Annotated in this window: 12 protein-coding genes, 1 tRNA gene and 2 rRNA genes; 5 read left to right on the top strand and 10 right to left on the bottom strand. The window is 63.6% G+C overall.

From position 1 onward, the window contains the following. Positions 1–22: 22 nt before the first annotated feature. The 3 genes from EDM04_RS10510 to EDM04_RS10500 all read right to left on the bottom strand — a co-directional run bounded on the left by EDM04_RS10510 (position 23) and on the right by EDM04_RS10500 (position 4908). Positions 23–2935 (bottom strand): 23S ribosomal RNA (locus tag EDM04_RS10510). Positions 2936–3208: 273 nt separating this feature from the next. After that, a tRNA-Ala gene (locus EDM04_RS10505) sits at positions 3209–3280 on the bottom strand. A 158-nt stretch (positions 3281–3438) separates the two neighbouring features. Beyond that, a 16S ribosomal RNA gene (locus EDM04_RS10500) occupies positions 3439–4908 on the bottom strand. The 16S and 23S rRNA genes sit together here with 1 tRNA gene alongside, the layout of an rRNA operon. Positions 4909–5639: 731 nt before the next feature. Between EDM04_RS10500 and EDM04_RS10495 the strand changes: the two genes are divergently transcribed. Further along, a complete protein-coding gene (locus EDM04_RS10495) occupies positions 5640–6200 on the top strand; it encodes a TATA-box-binding protein (RefSeq protein ID WP_004046033.1) in 561 nt (186 codons plus the stop codon). Between the two features lie 132 nt (positions 6201–6332). Here the strand turns inward: EDM04_RS10495 and EDM04_RS10490 are convergent, their stop codons facing one another. The 3 genes from EDM04_RS10490 to EDM04_RS10480 all read right to left on the bottom strand — a co-directional run bounded on the left by EDM04_RS10490 (position 6333) and on the right by EDM04_RS10480 (position 11895). Continuing rightward, positions 6333–7535, bottom strand: coding sequence for a Cdc6/Cdc18 family protein (locus tag EDM04_RS10490; protein WP_123621839.1), 1203 nt, complete (start codon positions 7533–7535; stop codon positions 6333–6335). 870 nt (positions 7536–8405) lie between these two features. Beyond that, positions 8406–10658: an NADP-dependent malic enzyme gene (locus tag EDM04_RS10485; RefSeq protein ID WP_123621836.1), complete on the bottom strand. Its 2253-nt coding sequence runs from the start codon at positions 10656–10658 to the stop codon at positions 8406–8408. Positions 10659–10755: 97 nt separating this feature from the next. After that, positions 10756–11895, bottom strand: a complete 1140-nt coding sequence (locus tag EDM04_RS10480) for a hypothetical protein (protein WP_123621834.1) — start codon at positions 11893–11895, stop codon at positions 10756–10758. 142 nt (positions 11896–12037) lie between these two features. On the opposite strand from EDM04_RS10480, the gene EDM04_RS10475 reads away from it, so the two are divergent. Both EDM04_RS10475 and EDM04_RS10470 read left to right on the top strand, forming a co-directional pair. Further along, on the top strand, positions 12038–12841 hold the full coding sequence (locus tag EDM04_RS10475; RefSeq protein ID WP_123621832.1) for a hypothetical protein: 804 nt from the start codon (positions 12038–12040) through the stop codon (positions 12839–12841). A gap of 55 nt (positions 12842–12896) precedes the next feature. Then, positions 12897–13124, top strand: coding sequence for a flagella cluster protein (locus tag EDM04_RS10470; RefSeq protein WP_123621830.1), 228 nt, complete (start codon positions 12897–12899; stop codon positions 13122–13124). Positions 13125–13155: 31 nt separating this feature from the next. Here EDM04_RS10470 and EDM04_RS10465 read toward each other — a convergent pair whose 3' ends face one another. The 3 genes from EDM04_RS10465 to fdhF all read right to left on the bottom strand — a co-directional run bounded on the left by EDM04_RS10465 (position 13156) and on the right by fdhF (position 18338). Beyond that, complete coding sequence (locus tag EDM04_RS10465; RefSeq protein WP_123622157.1) at positions 13156–14772, bottom strand: MATE family efflux transporter; 1617 nt, start codon at positions 14770–14772, stop codon at positions 13156–13158. Positions 14773–14999: 227 nt separating this feature from the next. After that, positions 15000–16100 (bottom strand): mechanosensitive ion channel family protein, encoded by a 1101-nt coding sequence (locus tag EDM04_RS10460; protein WP_394338980.1) that lies wholly within the window; start codon positions 16098–16100, stop codon positions 15000–15002. 99 nt (positions 16101–16199) lie between these two features. Beyond that, positions 16200–18338, bottom strand: a complete 2139-nt coding sequence (gene fdhF, locus EDM04_RS10455) for a formate dehydrogenase subunit alpha (protein ID WP_123621826.1) — start codon at positions 18336–18338, stop codon at positions 16200–16202. Positions 18339–18543: 205 nt separating this feature from the next. Between fdhF and EDM04_RS10450 the strand changes: the two genes are divergently transcribed. Beyond that, complete coding sequence (locus EDM04_RS10450) at positions 18544–19713, top strand: glutathione-independent formaldehyde dehydrogenase (protein ID WP_123621824.1); 1170 nt, start codon at positions 18544–18546, stop codon at positions 19711–19713. A 57-nt stretch (positions 19714–19770) separates the two neighbouring features. Here the strand turns inward: EDM04_RS10450 and EDM04_RS18535 are convergent, their stop codons facing one another. Then, positions 19771–19938 carry a hypothetical protein gene (locus EDM04_RS18535; protein ID WP_164471119.1) on the bottom strand — a complete coding sequence of 56 codons (168 nt, stop codon included), beginning with the start codon at positions 19936–19938 and terminating at the stop codon, positions 19771–19773. A gap of 162 nt (positions 19939–20100) precedes the next feature. On the opposite strand from EDM04_RS18535, the gene EDM04_RS18530 reads away from it, so the two are divergent. Continuing rightward, entirely contained in the window at positions 20101–20253 is a 153-nt protein-coding gene (locus tag EDM04_RS18530) for a hypothetical protein (RefSeq protein ID WP_164471118.1), read from the top strand. Positions 20254–20263: the final 10 nt, after the last annotated feature.

Genomic DNA, 20263 nt, shown 5'->3' with positions numbered 1-20263 from the left:
GAACTGTGGTGTCAGTGCCGTATGACTGTGGCTTCGGTCTGTTAGTGCTCGTGGACTCAACACCTCGTTGCCTCGGTGCGTACATCCCGAGTCTATCGAACTCGTCTTCTACGAGTGACCTCATCGGTACTTCTTTTCCATGTGGGTTTCGAGCTTAGATGCGTTCAGCTCTTACCCCGTGTCGCGTGGCTACCCGGCATTGCGTTCTCACACAACCGGTACACCAGTGGCGACCAAACGTAGTTCCTCTCGTACTATACGTTCGTTCACGTCAAGTACCTTGACACCCCCAATAGATAGCAGCCGACCTGTCTCACGACGGTCTAAACCCAGCTCACGACCTCCTTTAATAGGCGAACAACCTCACCCTTGCCCGCTTCTGCACGGGCAGGATGGAGGGAACCGACATCGAGGTAGCAAGCCACCCGGTCGATATGTGCTCTTGCGGGTGACGACTCTGTTATCCCTAAGGTAGCTTTTCTGTCATCTACGGGCCCCATTCCGGAGCCTCGTAGGTTCGCTAGACCACGCTTTCGCGTCAGCGTCACTCGTTGGGAATGACACTGTCAGACCATCTTGTGCTCTTGCGCTCTTCGCCGGATTCCCGACCCGGCTGAGATGATCTTCGGGCGCGCTCGATATCTTTTCGAGCGCGTACCGCCCCAGTCAAACTGCCCGGCTACCGGTGTACTCCTCCCGGAGTGAGAGTCGCAGTCACCGACGGGTAGTATTTCAATGATGTCTCGGTGGCCCGCTGGCGCGGGTACCTGTGTAATGACTCCTACCTATGCTGCACATCGGCGACCACGTCTCAGCGACAGCCTGCAGTAAAGCTCTATAGGGTCTTCGCTTCCCCTTGGGGGTCTCCAGACTCCGCACTGGAACGTACAGTTCACCGGGTCCAACGTTGGGACAGTGGCGCTCTCGTTTATCCATTCATGCAAGCCGCTACTGAAGCGGCAAGGTACTACGCTACCTTAAGAGGGTCATAGTTACCCCCGCCGTTGACGGGTCCTTCGTCCTCTTGTACGAGGTGTTCAGATACCCGCACTGGGCAGGATTCAGTGACCGTACGAGTCCTTGCGGATTTGCGGTCACCTGTGTTGTTATTAGACAGTCGGAGCGCCCGAGTCACTGCGACCTGCTCCGTCGAGAGCAGGCATCCCTTCTTCCGAAGGTACGGGACTAACTTGCCGAATTCCCTAACGTCGGTTCTCCCGACAGGCCTTGGCTTGCGCTGCCAGAGCACCTGTGTCGGATCTCGGTACGGACATCGTGCTTGTCTTTTCACGGGCCCTATGTACGGCTGACTTGCGCTATCTCGTGTTTCTCTCGCTTCGTGCCGTGACGGCTTCCACGAGGTTCCACGATTCGACCGGGCGAAGGCCCGGCTCAGCGTTCCACACGGCGTCGACGTTTACTGCACGATGGCACTGGAATCTTAACCAGTTTCCCGTTGATGCAGTCGAGTTGCGGTGCATCTTAGGACCGGCTGACCCTCGGCTGAGTGGCAGTGCCGAGGAACCCTTGCTCATCAGGCCGTCGAGGTTCTCACCCGACTATCGCTGCTACTGTGACCAGGATTGTCGTTTCTGAACGGTCCACGCGAGCTCTCGCCCGAGCTTCCATCCGAACAGAACGCCAACCTACGCGGTTGCCCGTGTCACGGGCACGGCCAGGTCTCGGTGGTAGATTTGAGCCCCGATCATTTTGGGCGCCTCAAACCTCGGCCGGTAAGCTGTTACGCTTTTCTTAGAGGGTAGCTGCTTCTAAGCTCACCTCCCGGCTGTTTAGGGCTTGAGACCACCTTCGAATCGCACTTAATCTACACTTTGGGACCTTAACCCGGCTCTGGGTTGTTCCCCTCACGGTACACAGGCTTACCCCGCGCACCGGACTCCCTTCGTCTACAGCGCCTGCGGGTTTGGAGTTCGACAGGATGGCCGACTCCTCTCGGAGGCGGGTCATCCAATCGGTAGCTCTACCCCGCGGGCTACCTCGGAAGAGGTCATGCTTCGACATGTTTCGGTTGGAACCAGCTGTTGCCAGGCTCGATGGGCCTTTCACCCCTATGCGCAGATCACGAGAGGATATTGTAGAATACCAACTCTAACGGGCCTCCACGTGGCTTTCGCCACGCTTCACCCTGCCTGCGTATAGATCGCCTGGTTTCGGGTCGCACCCAATTGACTCCCCGCGCTTGAACACGGTGGCCCTCGCAATGCTGCGGCCGTATCGGTTTCCCTGCGCCTTCCCCGGTTCACGGGTTAGACTCGCCAATCAAGTGCACTCCCTGGGTCGTTTTTCAAAACGCACGACACGACGCCGGCTCGACTCTCTTCCTACTGGAGGATCGCTCCTCGGTCGTTTTGAGAATCGCCTTGTACGCCCTGTCGCTCGATCGCCAGCTGATTTCAGGCCCTATTGCACCGCCCTTCTCGGGGTGCTTTTCAGCGTTCGCTCACGCTACTTGTTCGCTATCGGTCTCGAGGAGTGTTTAGCCTTCTCAGGGGATGCCTGAGTCGTTCACAGAGGATATCCGACCCCTGCTACTCTGGTATTGACGCCTTCCGTACTGGTTCATTCTACGGGGTTGTCACCCTGTTTCACGCTCCGTTCCAGGAGACTTCGAATGAACTGTCGAGAATTGGTTGTCAACCCGAACACCACATTGGTCCGAAGACCTTCGGTTTGGGCTGTGTCGCTTTTACTCGCGGTTACTCACGACATCGCGGTTGCGTTCTCTTCCTTCCCTTACTGAGATGTTTCAATTCAGGGAGTTCCCTATTGCGCGTGGCAATTGTAAACGGATTCCGATTCGGATACCTCGTGTTCTTCCCCTCCATGCGGGTCCCACGAGCTTTTCGCAGCTTGGCACGTCCTTCATCGGCTCTCGAGCCGAGCCATTCACCAGCTGGCACAGTAGCCAGTAGTGTGTCAGTCGATTCATAACGAACCGCTGACGGTGTCAAGTGACTATAAAGTCACCCGACTGTATATGGTTCACTGACGTTCCACGAACTCGTATGAGTTCAGTGGACGTCTGGATCGCACGTATACACGGTCGTCATCGGATCACGTCCAGGCATGGAGCGTGTCCGTCGAACCCTTCCCATCCGCGGTTTCCCGGGATGGTGCATCGGTCGTCGTCTACCCAGACCGAATCGCGTCCCACACTTAAGGGGACGGATTCGGCCCGGGGCTGACATGGACTCACTGGGATTCGAACCCAGGGCATCCTCCTTGCAAGGGAGGCACTCTACCGCTGAGCTATGAGCCCACCTTCCCAGTTGGGAAGGATGATCGCGACATGTGAACCGTGGTAGTTCGTCGGTGTCCAGGCCGGCGGGTGGGCGGACACAAGACCATGAATGAGTAGTGACCGTCTATAAAGACGGTCGTAAGGTGAGCTCCCGCAAAGCGGGAGTCTCGGGTCGGTGGAGGTGATCCAGCCGCAGATTCCCCTACGGCTACCTTGTTACGACTTAAGCCCCCTTGCGAAGCCCAGATTCGACACGTGGAACGTGCCTCATCCGGACCTCACTCGGGTGCTTTGACGGGCGGTGTGTGCAAGGAGCAGGGACGTATTCACCGCGCGCTTGTGACACGCGATTACTACCGAATCCAGCTTCATGTGGGCGAGTTGCAGCCCACAATCCGAACTACGATCGAGTTTCTGAGATTACCGTCTCCTTTCGGAGTTGGAACCCTTTGTCTCGACCATTGTAGCCCGCGTGTTGCCCAGCACATTCGGGGCATACTGACCTACCGTTGCCCGTTCCTTCCTCCGTGTTGGCCACGGCGGTCTCCCTACTGTCCCCAGCCACTTCGCAGTGCTGCTGGCAAGTAAGGATGCGGGTCTCGCTCGTTGCCTGACTTAACAGGACGCCTCACGGTACGAGCTGACGGCGGCCATGCACCTCCTCTCTGAARCTCGGATAAGGTCATCAACCTGATCGTCATTAYTACAGTCGATGCTGGTGAGATGTCCGGCGTTGAGTCCAATTAAACCGCAGGCTCCTCCGGTTGTAGTGCTCCCCCGCCAATTCCTTTAAGTTTCATCCTTGCGGACGTACTTCCCAGGCGGTCTGTTTAGCGGCTTCCCTACGGCACAGCACCCACTCGTAGTGGGAGCCACACCTAACAGACATTGTTTACGGCCAGGACTACCCGGGTATCTAATCCGGTTCGAGACCCTGGCTTTCGTCCCTCACTGTCGGATCCGTCCTCGCGACGTGCTTTCGCCATCGGCGGTCCGTCCAGGATTACGGGATTTCACTCCTACCCCGGACGTACCCGTCGCGCCTTCCGGTCCCAAGCCACACAGTTTCCACCGGACGCCCACCCGTTGAGCGGGTGGATTTTCCGATGGACTTGTGCGGCCAGCTACGGACGCTTTAGGCCCAATAAGATCGGCCATCACTCGGGCTGCCGGTATTACCGCGGCGGCTGGCACCGGTCTTGCCCAGCCCTTATTCGTACACCTCCCTACGGTGTACAAAAGCGCAGGCTCTATGCCTGCGCACTTGGAATCCCCTTATCGCACTGGCGTGCAGTGTAAAGGTTTCGCGCCTGCTGCGCCCCGTAGGGCCCGGAATCTTGTCTCAGATTCCGTCTCCGGGTTCTCACTCTCATGACCCGTACCGATTATTGGCACGGTGGGCCGTTACCCCACCGTCTACCTAATCGGCCGCAGCCACATCCTTCGGCGCCGGAGCGTTTGGCACAATCCTCATTCCAGCTGGATTGTGGTATGCTCTATTAGCCTCAGTTTCCCGAGGGTATGGAGCTCCGAAGGGTAGTTTGGCCACGTGTTACTGAGCTATTCGCCACGAGTCTGAACTCGTGCGACTAGCATGGCTAAATCGGATTCCAATAGCAATGGCCTCCGGCAGGATCAACCGGAATGTATAACCTCCGAGCCTGATTCCCGGCTCGGAGGGGTGTTGGCGGGTTTTGACTTGCGATAAGTCAAAACACCATTGCATGGTCTATGTGGTGTCCGAGCCACCCAGCGACCTGGATGACACCGAACTACCACGGCTCACATCAGATTTCCTCTTACGCCGGAGCGCAGGGGGCGAAATCCTCATTCGGATGAGTCGGATGAACCGACTCTGCGAAACCGGGACGAATTGAACGTCCCGAGTCCGCGGTGCGTTCTTCGCGTTTCAACCGAGCGGGCTTATACACTTAAGCACGTCGGAACGCTTCGACCGGCCGCGGTGCGGCCGACCGTTGTCCCCCACGCCGGGGGACCTTCGCATCTAACACGAATGCCGGGTTGTACTTAACCCCGTCGAACCATCGGCGCCACGTCATGCGTTTTCATTGGGATCAGTTCGCACAAGATGACCAGATCGCTGGCTTCGGAATCGGTGGTGTTTCGATCCGGACAGCTCGACCGACGACCCGGAAGCACCTAGAAATATCAGGATATCATCATAGTTGTCGACGGTGACGACACACGTGTCAAACCGTGATCGAGGCGGGCGTCGATCTCGCTGTGAAACGGTTGTCCGCTCGTCGGGGAGTGCGTTCATTTACAAAAAGAACCGTGCGGCGCAACAGCCGACGACCGAGCGGTCGTTTATACCACGGGCGTTTATAAGGGAGGGGAACACATATAAAAGCGAACGATGACGAACCCTGCAGATTCGATCGAGATCCAGAACGTAGTTGCATCGACGGGGATCGGCCAAGAGCTCGATTTGGAAGCGCTGGCGGAGGACCTTCCGGGCGCGGACTTCAACCCGGACAACTTCCCGGGACTCGTCTACCGGACCCAAGAGCCGAAGGCGGCCGCGCTCATCTTCCGGTCGGGGAAGATCGTCTGCACGGGTGCGAAAAGCATCGACGACGTTCACGAGGCGCTCGGGATCATCTTCGAGAAGCTTCGCGGACTGCAGATTCCGGTCGAGGACGACCCGGAGATCACCGTCCAGAACATCGTCTCGAGCGCCGACCTCGGACACAACCTCAACCTCAACGCGCTCGCGATCGGACTCGGTCTCGAGGACGTCGAGTACGAGCCGGAGCAGTTCCCCGGTCTCGTGTACCGGATGGACGAACCTGAAGTCGTCATCCTCCTGTTCGGCAGCGGGAAAATCGTCATCACGGGCGGAAAGCGGACCGACGACGCGGAAGAGGCCGTAGAGGAGATCGTCGAGCGGATCGAAGGGCTCGGCCTGCTGGGGTAGCGGGACGCCTTCGGAGCGAACACGGATCGCGATCGAATTGCGGCGGAACGAAAGACGCCGGACGCGGACGAGAAGCGGTCGAACTATCGGGGCGGATCGGTGCTGTGCGAGTCGGAGTTGCCTTTCGCTCGGCTACGACGAGGAGTCCTCCGTCAGCACCTCTTTGACCACGCTCGGGTCCTCCAACAATTGGTGTTTCGTGTAGCTCCCTTCCGCGCTCCCACCGCTGTGTTTCGACTGTTCAATGATGTCGAGGAAGGCGTGCTCTTTGAGGAGGTCACGGACTCGACGGAGCGAGAGGCTGTCCGAGCCCTCCTGTCGACAGATGTTCTCGTATATTTCGTAGACTCGGCTTGTTCGAAAACCGTCCTGACGACCGCTGGAGAGCGAGAGCAACGCGAGCGCCTGAAGGACGTACCGGGAGTGCGGCGTCGATCCGCGGATGAGTTCGCGGAACCGGTCGGTCTCTGCGCGCTCGCGTGCCTGCGTGACGAACTCCTCTCTGACGGTCGGTTCCCCGTTGCTCTGTGCGATCTCGCCCGCGTATCGGAGGATGTCGATGGCCTTGCGCGCGTCCCCGTGTTCGCGCGCGGCGAGCGCGGCGGCGCGCGGAACCGTCGACGGTTCGAGGACGTCGTCGTGAAACGCGTCCGCGCGCGCCTGCATGATCTCCCGGAGCTGGTTGGCGTCGTACGGCGGGAACACGAACTCCCGTTCACAGAGGCTCGATTTGACGCGCTCGTCCATGCGGTCTTTGTATTGGATCTTGTTACTGATCCCGACTACCCCGAGCTTGCAGTCGGTGATCTTGCCGGCCTCGCCGGCCCGCGACAGCTGCATCAGGATGGCGTCGTCGTCGAGTTTATCGATCTCGTCGAGGATGATAAGAACGACGTCGTACCGCTGGTCGAGGATCCGCCAGAGCCGCTTGTAGTACGTCGACGTCGAGAGTCCCTTGTCCGGGACGTTGATCCCGGTCGCGTCCGGGTCGTTGACCGCGTCGGCGATGGTCTGAACCGCCTGCGTCTCGGTCGTGTCCTGTGCGCAGTCGACGTACGCGAAGGTCGCGTTGACGCCTTCTTCTCCCGCCGTCGAGACGAGGCGCTTGGAGACGTACTTCGCACAGAGCGACTTCCCGGTCCCCGTCTTCCCGTAGATCAGAACGTTGCTCGGACTCTGACCGAAGATCGCGGGGTTGACCGCCGTCGCGAGGTCGGCGATCTCGTCGTCGCGCCCGACGATTCGACCCTCTCCGGGGAGATGGCTGATCTCGAGGAGTTCCTTGTTCGCGAAGATCGGGTCCTCCCTTGTGAAGAGGTCGTCCGCTGCGTCCATGGGATCGACACCGTGTTTCCGGTGAAATGCGTTCCGCTTCAGTCCCGAGGAGATACGGTTTGAGACACACACCGGGTTTCCGGTGAAATGGGGTCGGTTGGGGGTGGGGACGGTGGGCCGGGAGGGGGCTCAGTGGAAGCATATAAACGGGGTCGAAGTCCCGAGGGTCAATTCACCGGAAACCCGGTGTCATCGATCGGATCCACTTCGTCAACAAGGCACCGCAAGACGGAAGCACAAACAGACCTGCGGGCAGAGTCAGAATAGACTGCAAACAGGGTCAGAATAGACTGCAAACAAGGTCATAACAAACGTGGATACGATGAGAAACACAATTTCAGGCCGCCCACGAGCGACGGTCGAAGCGACAGACCGGATTTCCGATGAAACCCGGCTCGCTCTTCACCGGCCGATAGATCCGATCTCCACTAGCCTTGATAAGGCCGATCGTCGATCGAACTCCGTTTCCGATGAAAACATCGCCTTCGGCTTCACCTTCTATCTAACTTCTTGGCTTGGCGAACTATACTCAAAACTTGTTTATAGTTTTTTCTATTACATACGGCGATGGTGGACAGTTAATTCGGGATACGAAACGGGATCTCCCTTCCAAATCCGCCCCCACAAACCGCCCACCCCCAACCAACCCCATTTCACCGGAAACCCGGTGTGTCTCTCAAACGCTCACAGTCAGCCAAGTTCGCACTGACCAATCCACTAGTCACCACGTTTGGTCGTGGGCTTCGCTCCGAGTGTGATACAGCGAGAGACACAACGAGGCGAGAAATACGATGAGAACCGAACGCGGCCGCGAGTGCTGCGAGTACGTAGCCGCGAACACCTTCAAATACCGGACCGAAGTCCGGTTCGTTACTCCTGTGCGTCGACGACGGCCACGCTGGCCAGATTAACGATGTCTTTGACCTCGTCGCCTCGCTGAAGGACGTGGACCGGCTCGTCCATTCCGACCAGCATCGGGCCGATCGCTTCTGCGCCGCCGAGTCGCTGGAGCAGCTTGTAGCCGATGTTCCCGGCTTCGAGGTTCGGGAACACGAGGACGTTCGCGGCCTCGTCGAGCTGGGAGAACTCGTAGGTGTCGTTGAGGATGTCGTCGACGACCGCGGTGTCGGCCTGCATCTCACCGTCGACGGGGAAGTCGACGTTCTCGTCTTCGTGGAGTATCTCCACTGCTTCCCGGGGTTTCTGCGTCCCCTCGTTGTCCACGCTGCCGAAGTTGGAGTACGAGAGCATCGCGGCGCGCGGCTCGACGTTGAACCGACGGGCGAGGTCGGCGGTGTGACGCGTGATCTCCGCGAGCGTCTCCGCGTCCGGGTCCTGGTTCACCGTGGTGTCGGCACAGAAGATGACCCGATTTTTGAACGTGAGCATGTATACACCGGCGACGGTGTCGGTGTCGGCCGCGGAGCCGACGACCTGGAGCGGCGGTCGGAGCGCCGACGGGTAGTGATGCGTGAGTCCCGTGAGCATCGCGTCGACGTCTCCGGACTTCACCATGACGCTCGCGAGGTAGTTAGTGTCCCGCCGGACCAGCTCGGTCGCTTCGCGGCTCGTAATACCCTTCCGCTTGCGGAGTTGGTAGAGCTGATCCCCGTACGCGGACACGTCGCGGTCCTCGGGATCGACGATATCCGGGCGGAAGGAGAGCCCGAGCCGGTCGGCGGTCTGGGCGATCTCGTCGGCGTCACCGAGCAGCACGGGCTCGGCGATCCCCTGCTCGGAGAGCTGATAAGCCGCGCGGATCATCTTCTCGTCGGTCCCTTCCGCGAGCGCGATGCGCTTCGGATCGCTTTTCGCCTTATTCAACACGACGCGCATCATCTCGCGCGACTTCCCGAGCCGCGCCTCCAGCCGTTCCCGGTACTGTTCGAGGTCGATCTCGGTGCGCGCGGACCCCGACTCCATCGCCGCCTCCGCGACGCTTGGCGCGACCTCGAAGAGCACGCGCGGGTCGAGGGGCTTCGGAATCACGTAGTCAGGCCCGAACTGGAGCGGGTTGTCGCCGTACGCCTTCACGACCGCGTCCGGCACGTCCTTGCGGGCCAACTCCGCGAGCGCCTCCGCGGCGGCCCGCTTCATCTCTTCGTTGATCTCCGTCGCGCGCACGTCGAGCGCGCCGCGGAACAGGAACGGGAACCCGAGCACGTTGTTCACCATGTTCGGGTAGTCGGACCGCCCAGTCGCCATGATCACCGTGTCATCGCGCGCGTCCTTCGCGTCCTCATAGGTGATCTCCGGATCGGGGTTCGCCATCGCGAAGATGATCGGGTCCGACGCCATCGACCGGACCATCTCCTGTGAGACGATCCCGCCGACGGAGAGCCCGACGAACACGTCCGCGTCCTCCATCGCGTCGGCAAGGTCGCCGCCCGACCCCTCGCTGGCGAACTGGCTCTTGTACTCGTTGACGTCGCCGTCTCCGACGCGCTCCTCGGTGATGATACCGGAGGAGTCGCACATCGTGATGTTCTCCTTCTTCGCACCGAGCTCGACGTAGAAGCGAGCGGTCGCGATCGCGGACGCGCCCGCGCCCGAGAACACGATCTCGATCTCGGAGAGGTCCTTCCCGGAGATCTCCGTCGCGTTCATCAGCGCCGCTCCGGAGATGATCGCGGTCCCGTGCTGGTCGTCGTGGAACACGGGCACGTCCATCTCCTCGCGGAGGCGCTCTTCGATCTTGAAGCACTCGGGCGCTTTGATGTCCTCGAGATTTACCCCACCGAACGTGGGTTCCATCGCCTTCACCGCCTCGCAGAACGGGTCGACCTCGTCGATGTCGAGCTCGATGTCGAACACGTCGATGTCGGCGAAGCGTTTGAACAGCACGCCCTTCCCCTCCATGACGGGCTTCGACGCCGACGCCCCGATGTCGCCCAGCCCGAGCACGGCGGACCCGTTCGAGACGACCGCGACGAGGTTCCCCTTCGCCGTGTACTCGAACACCGACTCGGGGTCCGCGGCGATGTCGCGACACGGCGCCGCGACCCCCGGCGAGTACGCGAGCGAGAGGTCTCGCTGCGTGTTCGTCGGCTTCGTGGTCTCGATCGCGATCTTCCCCGGCGGCTCTTCTCGGTGATACTCCCTCGCGTCGTCGTCCAGTCCCATGTCTCCTCCAATTGGGTAACGGAGTAAAAAGGTACGTGAACCCGTCGAATACTGATTCGACATTCGACGATCCGCTGTGGCGACCCTCGGAAGCGACTCAGTCGCGATCGTTCGACACCTGATCGCGGTCAATCGACGTTAGATCGCGATCGTTCGAAGTCGGATCGATATCGGGATGAAGCAGCCGCAGATCCGAGTCGATCCCGCCGAGCGTGGCTACCTCGTACGCGATCAGATACGAACGGGTCACGACGCTGACGGGGAGCGTCACCGCCACCAGCGCCGCCACGGCGACGATCACGACGACCGCGACGGTCGCGATGCCGGCGGTCGTGCTCGCCAATGCCCCGAGTCCACCGAGGGGAACCGCCGCGAGCAGGAGCGTGCTCCCGGCGACGGCGACGACCGCCGAACCGGCGAGGACGAGCGCGATCCCCTCGACGACCGCGATTCCGATACCGACGAAGAAGTGGACCCCGAGGTAGACGAGGAGTTCCGCCCACTCCCCGCTCACCGTGCGCCAGACTCGGCGCCACCCGGCAGTCACACCGGTATCTTCGACCACCATCGCGGGAACGACGAACTCGTAGGTGAGCCGGAGCGCGAGCGTCGCGAGCAGGACGACCGCGATTCCGACAAGCACCAAGAAGACCGCCGGACCGATCGACAGCGACCCCACCGCCGCCGCGAACGAGTCGATCGGTCCCCACCCGATCGGCGCCTCTGCGGCGGCGGCCAGGAGCACCGCCAGCGCGATCGGCCCGGCGGCGAGCGACCAGAGGACCACGGAGGCGACGAACAGCCCGACCGCCTGCCGGAGTCGCCCGAGGAACGGCCGCCACAGGCTGACCTCGTTCGTCCGGAGCGCGTCGTAAAAGACCAGCCGAAGCGACAGCGAGGCCACCGAGAACGCGACCACACAGACGACCGCGACGATCGCGACGGCGGCGATCAGCCAATCGCCCGGCAGACCGCCGAGGAGGTCCGAGACGACGGTCTCGAACTCCACGACGCCGGATTCCGTCCCCGTCTCGGCCCATCCGACTCCAGGAACTCGCGAAACCCCTCCGATTCGGGCGTCGGGAGCCGCGGGAACGGACACGCCGGCGTTCGCTCCGCCGCCCATCAGGAGGACGAGGAGAGCGAGCTTCGCCCAGCGAACGAGGCTGAACGGGAACAGGAACCGACGAGTGGCCTCGACGGCGTCGTCAACGGCTTCGACGGCTTGCCAACCCATGCTTCCCGGTTCACCGGGACCGCATATATAATGTGACGGACGGAAGGCAGGTCCTCTGCCCATCCTCTTCCCTTCTGCTCCGCCGAATCGTCCCCAGCTACGACCCACAGCCCTTTACGCGGAACGCGACGAAGTGGCTCGCATGAAGGTCCGCGGCGAACGGGAGTGTCAGGAGTGCGGCGCGCGGTGGTCGTACTACGAGACGGGGTCCGTCGAGTGTCCCGACTGCGGCGCCCTCAGGAGCGTCGGCGTCGACGACAGGACCGCCCACACCGACGCGCCCGCGACCCTCGATCTGACCCCCCACCGCGCCCGGTTCGGGGACGCCCGCGGGACGCTCCCCGAGGAGGGCGTCGACGACCTCAAGGCCGACCTCCGCGAGTACGCCCGCAAGCGGGGGTTCATCCGCGGCGGCGAACTGCTCCCGCTCGACGACGCGTACCTCGCCGCCCGCGAGCTGCTGGAGGCGGTCGACCTCTACGATCGGCTGCGCGATCCCACCGACCGCGACCGCGAGTACCTCCTCGCGCTGCTCGCCGGCGCCGCCGACGGCGACCGGCCCGCGACCGAGGCGGTGCCCGACTCCCTCCGCGAGGCGCGGGGGATGGCCGCGGTCCGCGCAGTCGACGAGTACCGGAGCGACCTCCTCGCGTTCTTGGACGAACTCTCCGAGGCCGAAAGCGGTGAGCAGGGCGACGCCGACGCGTCCGCCCCCACGGTCTCCGTCGCAGGCGACGACCCGCACGCCCGGATCGACCCCACCAGAGAGCTTCTCGAACGCCTCCGCGACCGGGTGAAGCGCGTCGAGGCGCTCACGGGTGACGTACCGCCGGCCGACGCGGACGCCCTCGCCGACGCCGCGGGCGAGCTGGGTGAGTACGTCAGAACCGGCGACGAGACCGCTCTCGACCGCGCTCGCGACCTGCTCTCCGACTCCGAATCGTAATCACCGCTGATACTCGCGGGGTCACGTTCAACTTGCGGCCCGCGGACGTCCACCCATGCCGCGTTTCGACGTGCACGACCACCGCCACGCGCTGAAACAGCTCAAGGACACGGGTGCGACGAGCCTCTGGGAGAACCGAAAGGACGTGGCCTGTCCGGTGTGTGACGCCCCCTTCAACCGGTTGTTCACCACCCGAAAAACGGGCACGACCTTCCCGGAGAACGACGGCGCGCGGTTCTGTCTCCTCCGCGACGAGGACGCGATCCACCTGTTCCGACACTGATTCCCCCGCCGTCCACCCTCCGATCCCGATCTCAGTCGTCGCCGACGGGATCCACGTCGGGCGCCGGGTCGTCGATGTACCGCTCCGTCCACGTTCCGCGCGCGAACCACGCGACGCCGACCAAGGCACCGAGGACGTTCCCGAGCGCCATTCCGACCCAGATCCCCGTCTCGCCCCAGCCGGCGACGAAGACGAGGTAGGCCACGCTGGCGACCCGCCCGACCCACAGAGTGAGGATCGAGATCACCATCGCGGTCTTCGTGTTTCCGGCCCCGCGGAACGCGCCGAGGATCACCTGCGAGACGCCGATGAAGGCGAACTCGACCGACCGGATCTGCACGTACTCGACCGCGTACGCCACGGTCGCGGGCGCGTCGGGCACGTCGCCGAGGAAGGCGCCGACGATCGGCTCCGTGAACGTCACGGCGACGAGCGCGACGAGGAACATCACCCCGGCCCCGGTCGACGCCGCGAGCTTGACCGAGCGCGCCGCGCGGTCCGCCCGGTTCGCGCCGAGGTTCTGCCCGACCATCGTGTCGATCGCGCGCCCGAGCCCCATCGCCGGGAGGAACACCAGCGAGATGAGCCGGTTGCCCAGCCCGTAGGCCGCCACCACCGGCGGCGAGAACGTGACCACCATCGCCGTGAGGGTGATCATCGCGAGCGCGCTGGTCGTCTGCTCGACGCTGGAGGGGAGCCCGAGCCGGAAGATGTCCTCGATGAACCCGAGGTCCGGCCGGAGGTGACTCACGGAGACCGCGGGACCGAGCCCCGTGGCGAACAGCAGCCAGAGCCCGATCGCGGTGGCGACTCCGCGCGAGAAGATCGTCGCCATCGCGGCCCCCTCGATCCCGTAGCCGGTGAACCCGGTGGCCGCGAACAGGGACTCCTGGATCCCGACCGGATCGAGCGCCGCGACGAGCGGCACCGCCGCCAGCCACTCGAACAGCGGGTTCGCCGAGAACCCGAAGATGAGGAACGGGTCGAGGAGGACGTTCAGGAACACAGAGACGACCATCACCGCCATCGGCGTCCGGGTGTCGCCGTACCCGCGCATCAGCGCGGAGAACACGAAGAACCCGAACATCAGCGGGATGCCGAGGAAGATGATCTCCATGTAGTCGGCCGCGAGCGGGATCACCGTCGCCGCCGTGTCGGGGTCGCTCGGCAGGATCTCGAGCGCCGGACGCGTGTAGAAGTACCCCGCGACGCCGATGAGCACCGACAGCACGGAGACGCTGAAGATGGTCTGCCCCGCGACGAGCCCCGCGGACCGGTCCCCGTCCGCGCCCGTGTACTGCGCGACGAGGATCGCCCCCGCGGTCGTGAAGCCGCCGGCGACTGCGATGAGCAGGAAGATCAGGGGAAACGCGAGGCTGATCGCGCCGACCGCCTCGGCCGACAGCCGCCCGAGGTACAGCGTGTCGACGACGTTGTACATCACCTGCAGCAGCTGGATGACCACGATCGGCCACGCCAGGTGGAACAGCGGCCGGATCAGGCTCCCTTCGGTGATCGATTCCTCGGACACTCGATCCTCGGACGGGTCGTCGGGGCCGCCGTCGCCGGAGGCACCGCCGGCGGAGCCGCCGTCGGTCGCTCTTTCGGACGCGTCGTCGGCCGCGTCGCTACCGTTCGTCTCGTCGATCGGATCGCCGTCGTCACCGGTGTCTTCGGTGGGACCGGGGCCGGAATCGGAATCGGATTCGGTATGGGTATCGGATCCGGTATCCGAACCGGTACCGCCGACCTCCGAAGGCGACTCCGGTGAGTCCTTGGAGGGCTCGTCGCTCACTGATTTATAAGCGGGGGCCTCGGTCTATCAGCGTTCCGGTTCCGTGGGAGCGCGCCACAGGGCGTGTCGGACGGGAACAGTTATCGATCGCCGCCCGAGTCGGTGTCGCCGTCCGGGTCGATGCCCCCGCCCGAGTCGACGCCACCTGACGAGTCAGCCCCGCCGGCGGAGTCGACACTACGAGCGGGGTCCTCGGCGTTGCCCGCGCCTCGGGCTTCCGGATCGGGCTTGTCGCCGGCGCGCTCGCCCGCCGGCCGACCGTCCTCCGGACCGCCGACCCGCGCGATTCCGGAGGTGTCGTCGAAGACGAGGTGCCGGTGCGGGTACGCCATCTCCACGTCGGCGTCTCTGAGCCGCTCGCGGATCCGGGTGTTCACGTCGGACTGGACCTTCGCGAGCTTGTACGGCTTCTTCACCCAGTACCGGAGCCGGAGGAGCACGCCGTCGTCCCCGAACTCGTGGAGGCGGCAGTCCGGGCTCGCGGTGTAGCGCGCGACGCCGACCCGGATGTCGGGGCCGCCGTCGATCACCGCGTCGCAGTCCCGTGCCGCGCGCTCGATGAGGCGCCGGGCCTCCGAGACGTCGCTCTCGTAGGTGACGAGCACCTCGATCGTCCGCCGGGTGCGCTCGTCCTCGGCGGAGTAGTTGGTGACGTCGCGCTCGCGCATCGCCCCGTTCGGCACGACGAGGAACGTGTTGTCGAGCGTGAATATCTTGGTGTACCGGATCGTGATGTCCTCGACGAACCCGGTCGTGCCGTTCTCTAACTCGATCATGTCGCCGATCTCGAACGGCTGGTCCGCGAGGATGAACACGCCGTTGATGAAGTTCCCGACGAGCGGCGCGAGGATGATCCCGATCACGGCGGAGAAGACGGCGGTCCCCACGAGCAGATCGGTGAAGCGGAACCCGCCGGCCCAGAGCCCGACGAGCAGCGAGACCGTGATGGTCCCGACGCGGACCCCCCTGACGATCGTCTGCGCGACGCTCTGTCTCGACACGCGACGCGCGACGGGCCGCCCGATGAGGCGCACGAGGAACTTCGAGACGAGGACGCCGAGCGCGACCGACAGGATCACGAGTAACAGGCGCCCGCCCGCCGATCCGAAGACGCCGCGGAGCACGTCAGCGAACTGGGTGATCCAGTTCGCGACCGACGCGATCCCCCCGGACTGTGCCATAGCGAACCCGCCGTCGCCCACCCGAAAAAGCGTTTCTCCCGACGCCCGCTCGGCCAACCGCTACCGCCGGTCTACTTCTGAGTCGACTGGGCGCCTCGCTCAGTCGTCGGCGGACGCCGTGTCCTCGTTTTCGGGATCGATCCCGACCTCGATTTCGGCCGCAGCGGCCTTGTACTCCGGTATCTTTGCCCGGTCGTCCAGCACGTCGTTCGTGAGTCGGTTCGCGGAGGCGGCCGCGAAGTGCGGCGTCGTCCAGACGACGCCCTCCTTGATGTCCTCGGTCACCTGCGCTTTCACCTCTATCTCGCCGCGCCGCGACCGGAGCGTCACCGTCTCTCCGTCCTCGATCCCGTACTCCGCGGCGTCGTTCGGGTGGACGTCGACGAAGTTCTCGGGGTGCTGTCGCGAGAGCGTCGGCGAGCGTCGGCTCATCGTCCCGGTGTTGTAGTGCTCCTCGAGCCGGGCGGTGGTGAGGATCAGCGGGTACTCCTCGTCGGGAACCTCCTTCGGCGGCTGGTGGCGGACGCCCTCGATCTGACCGAGCCCGCTCTCCGTGTCGAACGAGTCCTCGTAGAGGAACTGATCGCCCTCGTCGCCCTCCTCGTAGCAGGGCCAGTGGAGCCCCCCCTCGCCGAGCCCGTCGTAGGTCATCCCGTGGTAGATCGGGCACACCTCCCGGAGCTCCTCGAAGACGGCCTCCACGTCGTCGAACCGGAATTCGTCCTCGCTGAACAGGCGACTGCCGACCTCCATCAGGATGTCGAGGTCGTGTTTGGTGTCCCCGTGGACCTTCTCGACCCCGCGCATCCGCTGGACGCGGCGGTCGGTGTTGGTGACGGTGCCGCCGCGTTCGGCCCACGTCGTCGCCGGAAGGACGACGTCCGCGAACTCGGCGGTCTCCGTCATGAAGATGTCCTGCGCGACCATGAACTCCAACGACTTCAGGCGCTCTTCGACCTCGTTGCCGTCGGGCTCGCTCATCACGGGGTTCTCGCCCATCACGTAGAGTCCCTTCACCGAGTGACCCGCCTCGTGGGAGATCTCGACGTTGGTGAGTCCGGGCTCCGCGGGGATATCGAAGCCCCACACCTCCTCGACCGACTCGCGGACCTCGTCGTCGTCGACGAGTTGGTAGCCCGGAAGCACGTTCGGCATCGCGCCCACGTCGCTGGTCCCCTGGACGTTGTTCTGCCCGCGGAGGGGGTTGACGCCGGTGCCGGGCTCCCCGAGATTCCCCGTGATCAGCGCGAGGTTGATCTCGTTTTGCACGTTGTCGACGCCGCAGGTGTGCTGGCTCATCCCCATCCCGGTGAAGATGGCGGCGTTGTTCGCCATCGCGTACTTCTCCGCGGCGAGCTCGATGTCCTCGAGGGGCACGCCGGCCTCCTCGGCGGCCGCCGCCTTGTCGAAGTCCGCGAGGGTCTCCTTCAGGTGTTCGAACCCCTCCGTGCGCTCGTCGATGAACGCCTCGTCGATCCAGCCCGCGTCCGGCTCCTCCTCGTGGCGTTCGAGGATCGTCTTCAGGACGACGTTGAGGAGGGGGATGTCGGCGCCGGGGTTGAGCTGGAGGTGCATGTGCCGGTCCGTCTCCTCGATCTCGAACGACCGGGTGGTCTTGTTGGCGTGGGGGTCGACCTGGATAACTGTGGCGCCTTCGAGGACCGCCTGCCGGAAGTACTGGCTGTTGGCGATCGGGTGCTGTTCGCCGGGGTTCGCCCCCTGGATCCAGAAGACGTCGGCCGCCTCCTCTAAGTCCGCCATGCTGTTCGTCATCGCGCCCGCGCCGAGGCTGGTCCGGAGCGCCCACACCGTCGAGGCGTGGCACATCCGCGTGCAGTTGTCGACGTTGTTGGTGCCGTACCGGCGCGCGAGCTTCTGGAGGAGGTAGTTCTCCTCGTTCATCGTCTTCGAGGAGCCGAAGAATCCCATCGCGTCGGGGCCGTAGTCGTCGCGGATCCGCTCCATCTCCGAGACGATCCGCGAGTAGGCCTCCTCCCACGTCGCCTCGCGGAACTCACCGTCTTCCTTTATCAGCGGTTCCGTGAGTCGCTCCTCGTGGTCGACGACCTGGGTCGCCGCGCCGCCCTTGATGCAGACGCGTCCCTCGTTGACGGGCGCCTCGCCCCACGGCATGAAGTTCACGTCGCCGGGGTCGTTCCCCTGCCGTACCTTGATCCCGCACCCGACGCCGCAGTACGGACAGATCGTTTTCACCGCGTCGTCCGCCTCACCGGACATCGGTCGCACCACCCCCGTATGAGCACATATCACACGATCTATCGTCCGCGTCAATGAGTGTACCGGTGGTCCCCCGACCGATCGGGAACGGTTCGACCCCCCGTGCACGTTCCTTGCTAACAATATAACAAGAAGAGTTGTTAAATATAAGATATAATGAAAAATGCTTACTACGGATTATTATAATAATATAGTTGCAATTACCATGAGAGCGGTTGTATACCAAGGCCCGTACGACGTGGCCGTCGAAGACGTAGACGAACCGGAGATCGAACACCCGAACGACGTCGTGGTCGACATCACGACCTCGTGTATCTGCGGCTCCGACCTGCACATGTACGAGGGACGGACCGCCGCCGAGGAGGGGATCGTGTTCGGTCACGAGAACATGGGAGTCGTCTCGGAGGTCGGCGAGGCCGTCTCGACGCTGGAGGAGGGCGACCGCGTCGTGATGCCCTTCAACGTCTCTTGCGGGTTCTGTCAGAACTGCGAGGAGGGGTACACCGGCTTCTGTACCAACGTCAACCCCGGCTTCGCGGGCGGGGCGTACGGCTACGTCGCGATGGGACCGTACCCGGGTGGACAGGCCGAGAAGCTGCGGGTCCCGTACGCGGACCACAACGCGCTGAAACTGCCCGAGGGGCGCGAACACGAGGACGCGTTCTCGCTGCTCGCGGACATCTTCCCGACCGGCTGGCACGGCACCGAACTGGCGAACCTGGAGTCCGGCGAGTCCGTCGCCATCTTCGGCGCCGGACCGGTGGGACTGATGGCCGCCTACAGCGCGAAAATCAAGGGCGCCGCCGAGATCTACGTCGTGGATCAGGTCCCGAGCCGGCTGGAGCTGGCCGAGGAGCACTGCGACGCCCATCCGATCGACTTCTCCGAGGGCGACCCGGTCGACCAGATCATCGAGGAACACGGCGGGATGGTCGACAAGGGCGTCGACGCGGTCGGGTATCAGGCGACCGACCCGGACGACGTCGACACCGAGACGGAGGACTACTCCTACCAGCCGGCCAAGGAGAACCCGGCGGTCGTGATCAACAACCTGATCCGCGTGGTCCGACCGACCGGCGAGCTCGGCATCCCCGGCCTCTACGTGCCGGAGGACCCGGGCGCGCCCGACGACATGGCCGCGCAGGGGCGGCTCGGAATCGACTTCGGGAAGTTCTTCGAGAAGGGGCTCAAGTGCGGCACGGGACAGTGTAACGTGAAGGAGTACAACCGGTACCTCCGCGACATGATCATCGAGGGGCGCGCCGACCCGAGCTGGGTCGTCTCCCACCGCGTCAACCTCGACGAGGCGCCGGAGATGTACGAGGCGTTCGACGCCCGCGAGGAGGGCGTCACGAAGGTCCTGCTCGAGCCCTGAACCGCCGAGGCGACGCCTCGCAGTCCCGCGTTCCAAATTTTTAACCCACGGCGACTCTCAGGCCCGGAGCCACGCCTTCGGGTGCTCGTCCCGGAGGTGCGACTGGTACCGCCCGACGAGTTCCGGGTAGCCGTCGGCGACGCAGTGCCAGCCGCAGTGCTCGCAGGTGCGTTCGACCGCGTCGTCACCGCTCTGTACGTGTCCGCCGCGCCTGTACGTGACCATGAGTGTCTCGTCGCGGTCCGTCCGCGCCGATAGGTACCGTACGTCACGAGCGGGGTTCACTCTGTCGGGGGTCACGGAACTCGTTCCCGTCGGTGGTGTCGGGACTACTCCCGCGCCCGGACCGCCGAAACCGGTATGTCGGTCCCGCGCGTTTCGGCGCGTATGTGTAAGTACTGCAACTGGGCGTTCCACGACGGCTGGGGGGAGCTGTTGAAGTACGACGACGTCTACCAGCAAGCAGTCGGCGCCGAGACCGAGTCCACCCACGGGTTCCACGAGGACTGGGACGACCTGCAGGCGGAGCTGGGGATCTGACCCGACGACC

Origin of the sequence: Halorubrum sp. CSM-61 (genome assembly GCF_003781945.1) — an archaeon.
Classification (GTDB): Archaea; Halobacteriota; Halobacteria; order Halobacteriales; family Haloferacaceae; genus Halorubrum.
Note: the sequence above shows the minus strand (reverse complement) of the source record. Positions and strands in the feature narration are given on the sequence as shown.

What these genes read in the sequence shown, in the direction of transcription:
- EDM04_RS10495 (WP_004046033.1), top strand. Translation starts at nt 5,640, where the DNA reads ATGACGAACCCTGCAGATTCGATCGAGATCCAGAACGTAGTTGCATCG.
- EDM04_RS10490 (WP_123621839.1), bottom strand. Translation starts at nt 7,535, where the DNA reads ATGGACGCAGCGGACGACCTCTTCACAAGGGAGGACCCGATCTTCGCG.
- EDM04_RS10485 (WP_123621836.1), bottom strand. Translation starts at nt 10,658, where the DNA reads ATGGGACTGGACGACGACGCGAGGGAGTATCACCGAGAAGAGCCGCCG.
- EDM04_RS10480 (WP_123621834.1), bottom strand. Translation starts at nt 11,895, where the DNA reads ATGGGTTGGCAAGCCGTCGAAGCCGTTGACGACGCCGTCGAGGCCACT.
- EDM04_RS10475 (WP_123621832.1), top strand. Translation starts at nt 12,038, where the DNA reads ATGAAGGTCCGCGGCGAACGGGAGTGTCAGGAGTGCGGCGCGCGGTGG.
- EDM04_RS10470 (WP_123621830.1), top strand. Translation starts at nt 12,897, where the DNA reads ATGCCGCGTTTCGACGTGCACGACCACCGCCACGCGCTGAAACAGCTC.
- EDM04_RS10460 (WP_394338980.1), bottom strand. Translation starts at nt 16,100, where the DNA reads ATGGCACAGTCCGGGGGGATCGCGTCGGTCGCGAACTGGATCACCCAG.
- fdhF (WP_123621826.1), bottom strand. Translation starts at nt 18,338, where the DNA reads ATGTCCGGTGAGGCGGACGACGCGGTGAAAACGATCTGTCCGTACTGC.
- EDM04_RS10450 (WP_123621824.1), top strand. Translation starts at nt 18,544, where the DNA reads ATGAGAGCGGTTGTATACCAAGGCCCGTACGACGTGGCCGTCGAAGAC.
- EDM04_RS18535 (WP_164471119.1), bottom strand. Translation starts at nt 19,938, where the DNA reads ATGGTCACGTACAGGCGCGGCGGACACGTACAGAGCGGTGACGACGCG.
- EDM04_RS18530 (WP_164471118.1), top strand. Translation starts at nt 20,101, where the DNA reads ATGTGTAAGTACTGCAACTGGGCGTTCCACGACGGCTGGGGGGAGCTG.